The sequence below is a fragment of the Roseibium polysiphoniae genome (assembly GCF_014842925.1).
Taxonomy (GTDB): domain Bacteria; phylum Pseudomonadota; class Alphaproteobacteria; order Rhizobiales; family Stappiaceae; genus Roseibium; species Roseibium polysiphoniae.
In genome coordinates this window covers 263,334-276,751 of sequence record NZ_JACYXJ010000003.1, presented here as the reverse complement: position 1 = coordinate 276,751, position 13,418 = coordinate 263,334, and the positions used below count along the sequence as shown (strand labels likewise).

At 60.3% G+C, this 13,418-nt stretch carries 11 protein-coding genes and 1 other RNA gene; 1 reads left to right on the top strand and 11 read right to left on the bottom strand.

Features of this window, described 5'->3' with window-relative positions:
- Positions 1 to 18 precede the first annotated feature (18 nt).
- The 11 genes from IG617_RS08250 to pdxR all read right to left on the bottom strand — a co-directional run bounded on the left by IG617_RS08250 (position 19) and on the right by pdxR (position 12,617).
- Positions 19 to 1,176, bottom strand: a complete 1,158-nt coding sequence (locus tag IG617_RS08250) for an FtsW/RodA/SpoVE family cell cycle protein (protein WP_192108754.1) — start codon at positions 1,174 to 1,176, stop codon at positions 19 to 21.
- On the bottom strand, positions 1,176 to 2,576 hold the full coding sequence (gene murD / locus IG617_RS08245; protein WP_192108753.1) for a UDP-N-acetylmuramoyl-L-alanine--D-glutamate ligase: 1,401 nt from the start codon (positions 2,574 to 2,576) through the stop codon (positions 1,176 to 1,178). Before murD ends, IG617_RS08250 begins: the two co-directional genes overlap by 1 nt.
- Before the next feature lie 6 nt (positions 2,577 to 2,582).
- Positions 2,583 to 3,668: a phospho-N-acetylmuramoyl-pentapeptide-transferase gene (mraY, locus tag IG617_RS08240; protein WP_153768246.1), complete on the bottom strand. Its 1,086-nt coding sequence runs from the start codon at positions 3,666 to 3,668 to the stop codon at positions 2,583 to 2,585.
- A 10-nt stretch (positions 3,669 to 3,678) separates the two neighbouring features.
- Positions 3,679 to 5,109, bottom strand: a complete 1,431-nt coding sequence (locus tag IG617_RS08235; protein WP_192108752.1) for a UDP-N-acetylmuramoylalanyl-D-glutamyl-2,6-diaminopimelate--D-alanyl-D-alanine ligase — start codon at positions 5,107 to 5,109, stop codon at positions 3,679 to 3,681.
- Entirely contained in the window at positions 5,106 to 6,590 is a 1,485-nt protein-coding gene (locus IG617_RS08230) for a UDP-N-acetylmuramoyl-L-alanyl-D-glutamate--2,6-diaminopimelate ligase (protein WP_192108751.1), read from the bottom strand. The genes IG617_RS08235 and IG617_RS08230 overlap by 4 nt, the downstream gene beginning before the upstream one ends.
- Positions 6,591 to 6,678: 88 nt before the next feature.
- Entirely contained in the window at positions 6,679 to 8,391 is a 1,713-nt protein-coding gene (locus IG617_RS08225; protein ID WP_192108750.1) for a peptidoglycan D,D-transpeptidase FtsI family protein, read from the bottom strand.
- 10 nt (positions 8,392 to 8,401) lie between these two features.
- Positions 8,402 to 8,758, bottom strand: a complete 357-nt coding sequence (ftsL, locus tag IG617_RS08220; RefSeq protein WP_153768242.1) for a cell division protein FtsL — start codon at positions 8,756 to 8,758, stop codon at positions 8,402 to 8,404.
- Between the two features lie 2 nt (positions 8,759 to 8,760).
- Positions 8,761 to 9,801, bottom strand: a complete 1,041-nt coding sequence (gene rsmH / locus IG617_RS08215; RefSeq protein ID WP_192108749.1) for a 16S rRNA (cytosine(1402)-N(4))-methyltransferase RsmH — start codon at positions 9,799 to 9,801, stop codon at positions 8,761 to 8,763.
- On the bottom strand, positions 9,798 to 10,268 hold the full coding sequence (locus IG617_RS08210; protein WP_192108748.1) for a division/cell wall cluster transcriptional repressor MraZ: 471 nt from the start codon (positions 10,266 to 10,268) through the stop codon (positions 9,798 to 9,800). The genes rsmH and IG617_RS08210 overlap by 4 nt, the downstream gene beginning before the upstream one ends.
- Before the next feature lie 401 nt (positions 10,269 to 10,669).
- An RNA gene (gene rnpB / locus IG617_RS08205) (RNase P RNA component class A) lies at positions 10,670 to 11,091 on the bottom strand.
- A 62-nt stretch (positions 11,092 to 11,153) separates the two neighbouring features.
- Positions 11,154 to 12,617 carry a MocR-like pyridoxine biosynthesis transcription factor PdxR gene (gene pdxR / locus IG617_RS08200; protein ID WP_192108747.1) on the bottom strand — a complete coding sequence of 488 codons (1,464 nt, stop codon included), beginning with the start codon at positions 12,615 to 12,617 and terminating at the stop codon, positions 11,154 to 11,156.
- A gap of 84 nt (positions 12,618 to 12,701) precedes the next feature.
- Here pdxR and IG617_RS08195 point away from each other — a divergent pair, with 84 nt between their 5' ends.
- Positions 12,702 to 13,418 carry a pyridoxamine 5'-phosphate oxidase family protein gene (locus IG617_RS08195; RefSeq protein WP_192108746.1) on the top strand — a complete coding sequence of 239 codons (717 nt, stop codon included), beginning with the start codon at positions 12,702 to 12,704 and terminating at the stop codon, positions 13,416 to 13,418.

Below are 13,418 nucleotides of genomic sequence, written 5' to 3'. Positions count from 1 at the left end.
GGCTTCCTGCTTGTGTCCTTACATCAGGCTCGACGGGGACAGACGACTGACAGTCACGACATCTCCGCGCGAGGGGCGGGGTCGCTTGCGGGTCAGGGCCAAAATGGCCCCGGCAACCATTGCAGAAGACATCAGCGAAGAGCCGCCATAGGAGATGAACGGAAGGGTCATCCCCTTGGGCGGCATCAGATTGAGATTGACGGAGAGGTTGATGGTGGCTTGAAGCCCGAAGAGAACGACCAAGCCCGCCGTCGCAAGGCGGCCAAAGGCGTCCTGATCCCGGCTCGCATGGGACAGCCCGCGGATCACGATGAACGCAAAAACAGAAACGAGAAACAGGCAGACGATGATCCCGAACTCTTCCGCGACAACCGCAAAGATAAAATCCGTGTGGCTGTCCGGCAGGATCCGCTTCACGGTCCCCTCGCCCGGCCCGCGTCCGAACCAGCCGCCCGCCAGAAAGGATTCAATCGCCGTATCCACCTGATAAGTATCGCCTGAACTGGGATCCAGAAACCGGTTCACCCGGTTGGTCACATGCGGCAGGAAGAAATAGGCCGCCATGAGACCGCTGATGCCCGCGATGCCAAGTCCCGCGATTGCGAACCAGGGCAAGCCGTTGAGGAAGAAAAGCCCGGCCCACACCAGTCCGAGCAGCATGGTCTGGCCAAAATCCGGCTGAGCAATCAGCAACGCCGCGCATATTGCAAACAGGAGCACGGCGAACAACACACCTGGCACTTCCCGGCGCCGGCCGGACTCAGACAACAGGAAGGCGATCAGCACGACAAATGCGGGTTTGAGAAATTCCGAAGGCTGAAGCGAGAAACCGGCAATGTAGATCCAACGGCGGGATCCCTTGGCTTCCATGCCGAGAAACAGCGTCGCGACCAGCATCACCACCGATACGACAAACACCGCCAGCGCCATCCGCCGAACCATGCGCGGCGTCATCAAGGACCCCGCCAGCATGATGCCGATCGCCGGGATCAGGTAGATCGCCTGGCGTTTGACAAAAAAGAAGGTTTCGACGCCGAGCCGTTCGGCCACCGGTGGACTGGCCGCAAAGGACAAGACCACACCGCCGAACATCAGCAGAAAGAAGGCCGCAAGCAGATAGTGATCCACTGTCCAGAGCCATTCGGCGACGCGGCTGCGATCTGCACGGCTAACCATCAGGCGACCTCTCGGCTTTTTCGGACCATGTCGAGCTCGAGCACCGCCTTGGAGAAGGCTTCCCCGCGCAGTTCAAAATTCGGGAACTGATCAAAGGACGCGCAAGCGGGAGACAGGAGAACAGCAACTTCGGACGCTCCGTCGGCGGAGGCATCTGCAGCCGCCTGGACGACGGCCTTTGCCAGCGTGCGGCTGATCTTGGTGTCTACCTTGCCCTTCAGGGTCTTGGCGAAATCCTTGGCAGCTTCACCAATCAGGTAGGCCTTGGCGATCTTGCCGAAATACTCATCAAGCGGGGCAATGCCACCGGCCTTCGGTTTGCCGCCCGCGATCCAGTAGATTCGTTCGAAACTGTCGAGCGCTCGCGCCGCAGCGTCTGCGTTGGTCGCCTTGGAATCGTTGACGAACAGAACTCGCCCGGAGCGCGCAACCAGCTCCATACGATGATGCAGCCCCGGGAAACTCCGGAAGGCTTCTGCGATCCGCTCGCCTTCGATGCAAAGAGCGCTGAGCGATGCAAAGGCAGCCGCTGCGTTCTGGCCGTTGTGCTGCCCGCGCAGGCTGTCGATCCCGCCAAGGTCGGCGACCTTGACCTGGGCACCGTCATTGGCCTCGATCAACGCCGAACCCTTGGCGAAAACGCCGTCCGGCAGTTCCATCTCGCCGGAAATCCGGCGCACCGGCATCCGCGCAAGATCCTGCCGATCTGCAATTTCAGCGGACATGCGATCATCGACACCGACAACAGCAATCTTCGAACCGGCGATCAGACGTTCCTTGATGGCGGCGTAGTTCTCCATCGTGCCGTGCCGGTCGAGATGATCGGGTGACAGGTTCAGATGGACGCCAATGGTCGGATCAAGGCTCGGTGCCAGATCGATCTGATAGGACGAACATTCAATCACGTAGCGGCGCGCCGGTGTTGGCGGCTCCAGATCGAGGATGGGCGTTCCGATGTTGCCGCCCATCTGCGTGTCGAACCCGAGAGTACGCAACAAATGCGCGATCAACGCGGTCGTTGTGGATTTGCCGTTCGTCCCGGTAATGGCAATCAAAGGTGCTTCGGGACAGATCTTCCGCCGCTCGCGGCAAAAAAGCTCTACATCGCCGATGACTTCGATGCCCGCGTCCCGCGCCCGGTCGACAGTCCAGTGCGGCGCCGGATCAGTCAACGGAACCCCTGGTGCGAGCACCAGGGCCTCAAAGCTGGACCAATCGGCCTCACGCAGGTCCTCAGCCGTAAAGCCGGCTTCAACCGCGGCTTCCACACGGGGTTCTGCATCATCCCAGACCGTAACATCGGCACCACCCGCACTCAGCGCACGAACGGTTGCCATCCCCGATCCACCGAGACCGAAGAGCGCAACCTTTTTGCCTGAAAACGACGTGAGCGGGATCATCAGCACTTACCTCAGCTTCAGCGTGGCAAGGCCGATCAGTGCAAGCACCACGGCAATGATCCAGAAGCGGATAACGACCTGGGATTCCGTCCAGCCCTTGTATTCGAAATGGTGGTGGATCGGCGCCATGCGGAAAACCCGCTTTCCGGTCAGCTTGAACGAAACAACCTGAACAATGACCGAGACCGCTTCGAGAACGAACAGACCGCCAATGATCGCCAGGACGATCTCGTGCTTGGTGGCCACCGCAATCGCACCAATCATGCCGCCAAGCGAAAGGGAACCGGTGTCCCCCATGAAGATCGCCGCCGGCGGCGCATTGAACCAGAGGAAACCGAGCCCCGCGCCGATCACAGCCCCGGCGATGACCGCCAGTTCACCTGTTCCCGGAACATGATGGATCTGCAGGTAGTTGGCAAAAACCGCATTGCCCGACAGATAGGCGATCAAGGCAAAGGACGCACAGGCGATCATGACAGGAACGATCGCCAAACCATCAAGCCCGTCGGTCAGGTTCACCGCATTGCCGGCCCCGACCATGACGAAGGCTGCAAAGGGAATGAAGAAGATCCCGAGGTTGAGTGTCAGGTCCTTCAGAAACGGAAAGGCGATCGATGTGGAGAACGGCTCATTGTCCAGAACAGTAACGGCGAAGGCCGCCGCGCCGGCAATGATGAACTCGAGGCCAAGCCGCGCCCGGCCGCCAAAGCCCTTGTCGGAAGACTTCGTCACCTTCAGATAGTCATCGTAAAAGCCGATGGCACCGAAGCCGACGGTCACGGCGATGACAATCCAGACGTAGGGGTTCGACAGATCCGACCACAACAGCGCCGCAACCAGCGCCCCGGACAGGATCATGAGACCCCCCATTGTCGGCGTGCCCTTTTTCGTCAGGAGATGGCCTGCGGGGCCGTCCTCACGGATGGGCTGGCCGTGGCCCTGGCGCATCCGCAGACTTGAAATGATCTTGGGCCCGAACAGAAACACGAACAGCAGCGCCGTCATGATGGCACCACCGGTTCGGAAGGTGATGTACCTGAAAACATTCAGAGCAGAGAGTTGGTCGGCGAATTCGCCGAGAAAATAAAACATTCAGCCGTCCTCAAGCCGCCTCGGTTTCGTCCGCTGGCGGAAATTCCCTTTTCAAGGCCTCGACCAACGGTCCCATGCGGGTTCCGAGTGATCCCTTGATCATGATGACGTCGCCAGGGCGAACGTCTGCAAGCAGTGTCTCTTCCAAACCGGAAGCCTCATCGGAGTAGATCCCGCGCATCGCCTTGGGCAAGACCTCCCACAGCGCATGCATATGCGCCCCGGCGCAGAGCACAAGATCAATCCCGGCGTCCTCAAGAGGTTCGGCGAGTGCGGCGTGCAGCGCGTCTGTGTCGGCACCCAGCTCGAGCATATCGCCGATGACCGCGATACGCCGCCCGGGCCGTTTGACCGGAGTTTCGCCGAGCACCGCAAGTGCGGCGCGCATGGACGCCGGATTGGCGTTGTAGCTCTCATCCACCAGATCGATGAAACCGCCCGGGGTCTGCAGGGTCGTCACCTCGCCGCGCCCCTTCGGCGCATGCATCTCGGACAAGGCAAGACCGGCCAGAGCGAGATCTCCGCCCAGTTCCACCACCGCGGTCAGAACAGCTAGGCTGTTCTTCACGTGATGGTGTCCGGGCGCTCCGATTTTGTAGGTGATTTCCTGGCCGAGAATACGCGCCTGAACGCTTGATCCACCGACCTGCTGCGAAGATTTTTCCAGAACCGTGTCCGCATCAGCCTTTTCGCCAAAGGTCTTCACCTTCGCGACGCCGGCTGCTGTGGCCAGAAAGGAAAGCAGATCAAATTGGGCATTGTCCTTGTTCAGGATGGCGACCCCACCCGGCTCCAGCCCCGAAAAGATCTCAGCCTTGGCCTTCGCAATCTTTTCAACGGAACCGAAGAACTCCAGATGCACAGGCTGAACCGTGGTGATGATCGCTGTATGCGGCCGTACCATTTGCACCAGCGGTGTGATTTCGCCCGCATGGTTCATACCGATTTCAAACACGCCGAATTCCGTATCCGCCGGCATCCGGGCAAGCGTCAGAGGCACGCCCCAGTGATTGTTGAAAGAAGCAACTGATGCGTGGACCTTGCCGGACCGCTCAAGGCACAAGCGCAAGGCTTCCTTGGTCCCGGTCTTGCCAACAGAGCCCGTGATCGCAACGATCCGGGCCTCGGTTCGGGCTCTTGCCGCCACACCAAGCTGGCGAAGGGCTTCCAACGGATCCTCGACCACGACATAGCGGCCGTCAGTTGGCAGATCATCAAGACGTTCGGCAGCAACAAGAGCAAGGGATGCTCCAGCCTCGAGCGCGGTTCCCACGAAATCATGGCCGTCGAAACGATCGCCCTTGATTGCGACAAAGGCTTCACCAGGCTGCAAGGTGCGGCTGTCAATGGAGATACCGGAAATCGCTTCACCAGGCTCTCCAAGCATCTCACCGCCTGTAGCGTCCAGAAAGTCTGTCAGGTTCCAAAGCGGCTCGCTCATTCGTTGCCTCCCTTGGCGATGGCGTCAGCCACGGCTTCGTGATCGGAAAAGGGAAGAATGGTCTCGCCGACAATCTGGCCCGTTTCATGGCCTTTTCCGGCCACACACAGAACATCCCCCGGCTGAAGCCGCTTGATCGCCTCGAAGATAGCCTCGCCCCGATCATCGATTTCCAGTGCTTCGGGAGCCCCTTCCTTAACCGCCTTTCGGATCGCCGCAGGGTCCTCGCTGCGCGGGTTGTCATCGGTGACGATGACGAAGTCAGCCCGTTCCGCAGCGGCCTTGCCCATCAGCGGACGTTTGCCGGGATCCCGGTCACCGCCTGCGCCAATCACAACTGACAGCTTCCCTTCCGTAACTGGACGCAGGGCCGCCAGCACGTTTTCCAAAGCATCCGGCTTATGCGCATAGTCGATAACGACCAGGGCACCGTTTTGGGTGTGTCCGGCAAATTCGAGACGTCCCGGCGCTCCCTTGAGGTTCTCAAGCGCCCGCAGGACCGGCCCGGTCTCATGGCCAACCGCAATGGCAAGCCCGGCTGCAACCAGCGCATTGGAGACCTGGAAGCGCCCGATCAGCGGCAGCGTGACGGTGTAATCACCGCGTGGCGTCGCAAGGGTCAGAACCTGAGCAGAGCCAGACTGGCGCAAGCCGGTCAGTTTGAGATCCTTGCCCGTTTCACCGACCGTCAGCAATTGCAGCCCACGAGCCTCCGCGACCCCGATCACACGATCAGCGTATTTCTCACCCGGATCAACGACCACTGTACCGCCTGTCGGCAGAAGATCCTTGAACAGCCGCAGTTTGGCGCCGAGGTAGTCCTCGATCGTCGGATGGTAGTCCATGTGATCACGGCCAAGGTTGGTAAACCCGGCAGCCGCAATGCGCACACCATCGAGGCGGTGCTGGTCAAGGCCGTGACTGGAGGCTTCGAGAGCCGCATGGGTGACGCCCTCTTCAGTCAGACGGTTCAGCTCGGCGTGAAGCGCCACCGGGTCCGGCGTCGTCAGTCCGCCATAGACGCGTCCATCGGCCGTCACAGTACCGATGGTTCCAAGGCTCGCGGCCGCGTGGCCGGCCGACTGGAAAATCTGACGCACAAAATGGGCGACGGAGGTCTTGCCGCTGGTGCCGGTGACAGCGACGGTGACCTTGGGCTGCTTGTTGTAGAAACGTGCCGCCATCAGCGCGAGCGCATGACGCGGCTCTTCGCTACCGAGAACGACGACAGTGTCCGGCAACTCGCTGCGAAGCTGGTCAACGCTGTCTTGCGCGCAAAGGATGGCAACCGCGCCCTGCTCGACAGCCTTGGGCACGAACTGGGCACCATCAACCTGCACGCCCTTGAGGGCGGCAAAGAGGTAGCCCGGCTTCACTTGCCGGCTGTCGGCCGTCAGCCCGGAAATGGAAAGCCCGCCGAATTCCTCCGGACAGGATGCTTCCGCGACCGTCAGGCCCGAGGCGAGTTGTTCAAGTTGCATATCATACGTCAGTCCGGTTTGTGCGTCGTCTCAAGCGATGTTGGAAAGACCGGATTTCGGCTGCGACCCCGCCGGTCTTTCCTCGCCCTTAATAGGATATTTCGATCGGTTCTTCTCCCTCGCCGAAGCGCGGCATGACGCCGAGCATTGGCGCGGCACGGCGAATGATGGCCCCGACCATCGGAGCGGCGTTCATGCCGGCGGTGGCACCAACGCCACTGCGCTCCGGCTTTGGTTCGTCAATCACGGTCAGAACAACGTAGCGCGGGTCATCCATCGGGAAGGCCGACAGGAAGGAATTCCGCCGCTTGTCGGAGACATAACGTCCGTTCTCGATCTTCTCCGCGGTCCCGGTCTTGCCGCCAACCGTGTAGCCCGGAACGTCCGAACGACGGCCGGAACCGCGAAGAACATTGAGGCGGAAGAGATAGCGCATGATGCGGCTTGTCTCTGGCGAAATCACCTGTTTTCCCAGTTCCTTAGCTTCTTCCTGGGAACGCGGCAAAAACGTCGGCTGCAACAAGGTACCGCCATTGACGAGCGCTGCGGCTGCCACTGCCGTCTGCATCGGCGTCACCGAAATGCCGTGGCCAAAGGAGATGGTCATGGCAGCAAGTTCATTCCATTTCGGCGGCAGCAGAGGCCTGGCGTTTTCCGGCAGCTCGGTCTGAAGGCGAGAGGTCAATCCCAGGCGGCCCAGGAACTCCTGCTGCTTGTCGATGCCGGTGGCCAGCATCATCTTCGCGGTGCCGATATTCGATGAATAGATGAAGATCTCGGGCACCGACAGGATGCGATTTTTCCCGTGGAAATCCGTGATCGTACGCCCGCCGGCACGGATCGGGCGCGTTGCATCGAAGCTGTCGTTGATGCCGACCTTGCCCGAATCGAGCGCCATCGCCGTGGTGAAGGTCTTGAACACCGACCCCATCTCGAACACACCGCCGGTGGCGCGGTTCAGACGATCCTGCTCAAGCGCCTGCGACCGGTTGTTGGGATCGTAATCTGGCAGCGAGGACATGGCGACGACTTCGCCGGTTTTGACATCCAGAACAATGCCAACGGCGGCGATCGCCTTGTAGCGATCCATCGCCTTCATCAATTCGTCGCGTACGACGTGCTGAACCCGCAGGTCCATGGCCACCTGAACAGGTTCCATCGAGCGATCGGAGGCAAATCCGAGATCCTGAAGATCACCAAGCCACTCGCCATCGATGTATTTCTCGATACCGGTCAGCCCGGCGTTGTCGACATTCACCGACCCGACGATATGACCGGCAGTCGGACCGCCGGGATAGAACCTCTGGCTTTCCGATAGAAAGCCAATGCCCGGCAACCCGAGATCATGAACCGCATCCGCTTGGCCCGGCGACAATTCGCGCTTCAGCCAAACGAAGCCAGCGCGGCTGTCCAGTCGCCGGCGCACCACATTCGCATCGAGTTCAGGCAAAACCTTCATCAAGCCTTCGACGGCTTCATCGACGTCCAGAATGCGGCGCGGCTCGGCATAGAGCGAAGCGGTCTTGATGTCGGTTGCGAGGATTTCACCGTTGCGGTCGATCAGATCCGGGCGCGACGCGGCAACAGAATCCTGCGCGGAGATCCAGGCAGAAGATGGCGCCTCATCCATCTGCGCCAGCAGCACCAGCCGTCCGCCAATGGCCAGATAGACAAAGACAAAGGCCGCCATGGCCACATAGACCCTGGACTTCACAGCCCCGGAGGAGATCGAACCAACCGTTGCGCGAGGGCGGCGCTGCCGCACTTGCAGGAAGGAGGTGGTTTCCGCTGTCATCGTCATAAGCGCGTCCTCACCTGATCACCGAGGAAGAGCCGGCATAGCCCCCCAGAGGATCTTCTCCACCGATCGGTTCAAGCATGACCGGCCGTGCCGGCAACTCTTCCGGCGAAACAATTTGATGAACATCGAGCGGCTGAAGCTGCAGGTACTCGTTGTAGCGTTCGACAAGGCGCTGAAGACGCTCGGGCTGATTGAGCATGCTCCACTCCGCCTTCAGATGGCGGATCGCCTCCCGCTCTGCATCGATCTCTCGCTGCAGTTCGGCCACATGAGACGCCGATTTCTTCGCCGCAAGTTTCATATCGTAAACCGCAGCTGCGCCGACGACGACAAGAAGTATAAAAAAGATGTTGATGTAACGAACCATGGTCAGCCCCCTAGCCCGTGAAACGCGGCGAGCCGCGGCACGCCAACGGAGTGAATATCGAGTGTGCGGGCGGGCGCATCCGTGCGCCTTCCGGCCCTGAGCTTTGCGGACCGTGCGCGTGGATTGGCTTCCGCCTCTGCTGGCGTCGGATCAACCGCCTTGCGCGTCAGCATTTCGAATGTGGCCGGCGGCACATCCTCTTCGGGCATGTGGCGCGAGCCACCGCCCCGCGTCTTGCTGCGATCTGCGAAAAAGCGTTTTACGATCCGGTCTTCCAGAGAGTGGAAGCTCACGAGCACCAAACGCCCGCCTGGCTTCAGGATCTGCTCTGCCGCACCGAGCGACTTGGCCGCCTGGTGCAATTCGCCATTCACATAGATCCGCAGTGCCTGGAACGTCCGGGTCGCAGGATGGATCTGAGCCTTCTTCGGATTGCGGCCGAGCACCTTCTCGATCAAGGCCGAGAGCTCGATGGTTCGTGTGAAGGGCTTTTCCTTGCGCGCATTGTCGATGGCATGCGCCACACTGGTTGCCCGCTTTTCTTCACCGAGCAGGCCGATGATCCGGATCAGGTCGCGCACCGGCAGCTCGTTGACCACTTCTGCAGCCGACGGCCCTGCCTGCTCCATCCGCATGTCGAGCGGCCCGTCGCGCAGGAAGGAAAATCCGCGCTCGGCCTGATCGAGCTGCATCGATGAAACACCAAGATCGAGGACAACACCATCGACACCCCGGAAACCGCATGCCCGCGCGTGCTGGTCGAGGTCGGCGAATTGTCCGGGAACCAGCGTCAGCTTGCCGTTTGAGGCAGCAACCAGATCCTGCCCGTCCCTTATTGCATCCGGATCCCGGTCGATGCCGATCACCCGCGCACCACGTTCCAGCAGAGCACGGCTGTAGCCGCCAGCTCCGAATGTTCCGTCGATGATCACTTCGTCAGGCTTGGGCGCCAGATACTCCAGAACCGGCTCGAGGAGGACCGGCACATGGCGCGCTGGTCCGCCAGCGTCGGGAGCAATGTCCTGTTCGCTGCGCGCCGTCATGTCGGCCCTCCTGGCAGGTGCGTCGGGGGAACTGGACCCGACAACATTGCGAGCGCGCGCTTGGTGGCCTCTGCGCGGTACTCGCGGAACTTTTCCGGTTCCCAGATCTGAAACTTGTAGCCAAGCCCGGCGAACGTGACGTGATCAGTCACCCCTGTCTTCTCGCGCACCAGGTCGGAGATCATCATGCGGCCATCGCTGTCGATCTTTGGCGTCTCGCTCGCGCCGAAGAGCGCAATGGCAAGATCGTCATGGTCGGGAGACAGTTTCGCGAAGGCGTCAAGGCGGTTCTGGATTTCGCCGAGAAGTTCATTGCCGCCGGCATCAATGGCCGGATTGTGGGGAGAGGCAATGCAATAGAGGCCCTCAAATCCGTCGCGCGCCAGAACCGCACGGAAGGGTGCAGGGATCGACACGCGACCCTTGGCATCCAGCCGGTTGGTAAAGTGCGACACGAAGCCGGCCATGAATTCCCCTTTGGACAGGCTGAAACAGCCTGACGAACCCCAAAATCATCCAAAACACGAAGAGAAAGGCCTTGGGCCTGAGACGGTTCACATCTGATCCGTCGGCGCCAACACGATACGGGACGCCGCTCCCCGTTCTGGGTCTTTATGGGATAACATGGGATTTCATGGGAGGTCAATGGAATCGACCGGATTCAAACCGTCCGACGCACCCTTTAATGCCCATGCGTCAGTTATGACATGCCTATGGTTAACGAAGGCTTGACAATAAAGGAGAATCGGAGTCCTCAGCCTCGTAAAACTCCCCATGGAGAGTTCCGACAGGGCCTTGGACAGCCATGCAAATCTGTGGACAGAGAACTGAGTCTCAAGACGGATTGGGCGGCGATCTCAGGATGAAAAATGCCAGTCGGCCTATAAGCCGGGTTCTGTATGGCACGAGGCCGAAGCCTCATACGTGACAGCCATTCATCTGGGACGTCCGTTGCCGAACGCCTCTCGCAACCTACCCGAGCGACTGGCCCGGAAACCGGCCTGGTCTCAAAATCGCTTCTGAGCCCGCGTCGCCCCTATTCGGTTTTGCTCCCGGTGGGGTTTACCGTGCCGCGTCCGTTGCCGGCCGCGCGGTGGGCTCTTACCCCACCCTTTCACCCTTACCCCGCCAACAGATTCAAGACCTGCATTCGGGGCGGTTTGCTTTCTGTGGCACTTTCCCTAGGGTCGCCCCCGCCGGGCGTTACCCGGCACCGTGTTTCCTTGGAGCCCGGACTTTCCTCCCCCGCGGCCTTTCGGCACTTGCGGCAGCGGCTGTCCGGCCGACTGGCTTCGCTGCCTTATGTGGGATTGGGAACGAGGTCAAGCAAGCTCGGAGACACATGAGCAAATTCAGCTGCCCCCGAGATGGTCCGCCAGAAGATCGGTAAACTGCGAGATCTGTGGCACGGTTGCCGCAGCAAAGCCGATGACGAGCCCTTTTTCGGGCGCGCGCTCCACAAAACAGGGACTCAATGGCGAGACAGCAAAGCCCCTGGCCTGAAGGTCTCTTGCAAGCTTCTCATCATCTATTTCTGAACGGAAGCGAACCGCGACCTGAACATTTCCCGTCGGAGTATCCACCTCGATCCTGTTGCCAAGGCGTCCCCGCAACGCCTCGACCAAGGCAAGGCCGCGTTGTTGATAGAGATCCCGAATGCGTTTGAGATGCGCCCTGTACTCGCCTGACGACATGAAGTCGGCAAGGGCAATCTGTGCATGAACGTTCGACAAACGCCCCGTTTGCCGGAACACGGACCGAACGCCCTCGACCAGCGGCTTCGGCAGGACGCAATAGGAAATTCTGAGACCGGGAAGAAAGCTCTTGGAGAAAGTGCCCAGATAGATCACCTCTCCGGAACTTGCCAGCCCCTGCAAGGCTGCGATCGGTCGACCCTCAAACAGGAACTCGCTGTCGTAGTCGTCCTCGAGAACAATTGCTCCCATCTCGCGCGCAGCAGAGATCAGCTGAAGACGGCGGGACAGCGGCATACGACTGCCAAATGGGTAACTGTGCGAGGGCGTGACATAGACAAGACGCGGAGACGGACGCCGACCCGTCATGGCTTCAATGACGGCCCCCTCCCGGTCTACTGGGATGCCGCAGATTTTCAATCCCGCTCCATGGAACGCAGATCGGGCGCCGATATAACCGGGATCCTCCATCCAGGCGTGATCGCCCGGGTCTGCAAGCGCCTGCGCCAATCCGGAAAGGGCCGCCTGCATGGAGCTCGTTACCAGAATCTGATCCGGTTCTGTCCTCACCCCTCGTTCACTTGCCAGATAGTCGGCCAGAACACGCGTTAGGGCCGGATGGCCTGTTGCGTTCTCATAGAGAAGTTCAGCACACGGACTGGAGCGCGCCGCGCGGCGCAGATATCTGCCCCAAAGATCGTGTGGAAACGCGTCCAGCGCTGGTGCGCCAGGTTGCAAGGCACCGTGCCGGAAAGCCCAGCTGTCACCGCGCAGGTGCTGGGCAAGCAACCGCCCTCTTGCCGAAAGCTTGCCACGAACAGGTGCTTCGCCAACCTGTGCCGGCGCACCGTCAATCTGCACTCCGCCGGAAACCGTCGGAGCAGATCCAGGCTCGACGGTTATGATGGTTTCTGCCTGCAGCAACTCAAAGGCCGCATTCACCGTATTGCGCGAGACCTCAAGCCGATTGGCAAGCTTCCTGGAAGATGGCAGACGCATCCCCGGCTTCAACTGACCGTTCCCCACTGCCTCGCGAATACGGCGGTAAATCTGTTGGCTCAGAGAAAGCGAGCTGGAGCGGTCGAGGCTCAACACCCCTTCCAGTAAATCTGGTACCTTCATTTTTTAAAATCCGGATCTATGACAGAACCAGGTTATGCCACAAATGAGAGTCTGACAAGTTCAAGCCACTTATCGGAGACACTCATGGACAGTCCCAGCCAGCCAGAGCCCGTCGAACAGGTATCCAGCGAGCAGTCCCCCAAGGGACGCACATCAGATCGGCCTTCCTACGCCAAGATCAGGCAGATGAACCGCGGCAGCTATGATCAGGGTCTCGCATTTTCCATTCTGGACGCAGGACTGATCGGGCACCTCGGTTTCCTGGCAGATGACAGGGCTATGGTGATTCCCATGGTTTACGCCCGCAAAGGGCACACACTCTACATTCATGGCGCCAGCACAACCCGTATCGTCAAGAGCCAGCAGGACGGCGCGCCAGTGACCATGGCTGTGACATTGCTGGATGGTCTCGTTGTCGCACGCGCAGCGTTTCACCTGTCGATGAACTACCGTAGCGCAGTGGTCCATGGGACGGCTCGGCAGGTCCACAGCGATGCTGAAAAAGAAGAAGCTATGGCCGCGATAACCGATCACATGCTCCCGGGACGCTGGGACGAAAGCCGCCCCATGCTCGCCAAAGAGCTCAAGGCGACAGGAATTCTCGCGGTTGAAATCGAACACGTGGCGACCAAGGTCCGGTCTGGACCGCCCGCCGACGACGAGGAAGACCTTGAGCTTGATGTCTGGGCAGGTGTTCTTCCGGTCGCAACCGCGATTGGTCAGCCGCTGGCGGACCAATATGTCAAGCCGGATCAGCCTGTTCCCGCCTCTCTTCAGGCTGCCAAGCGCAAGTTCGCCTGA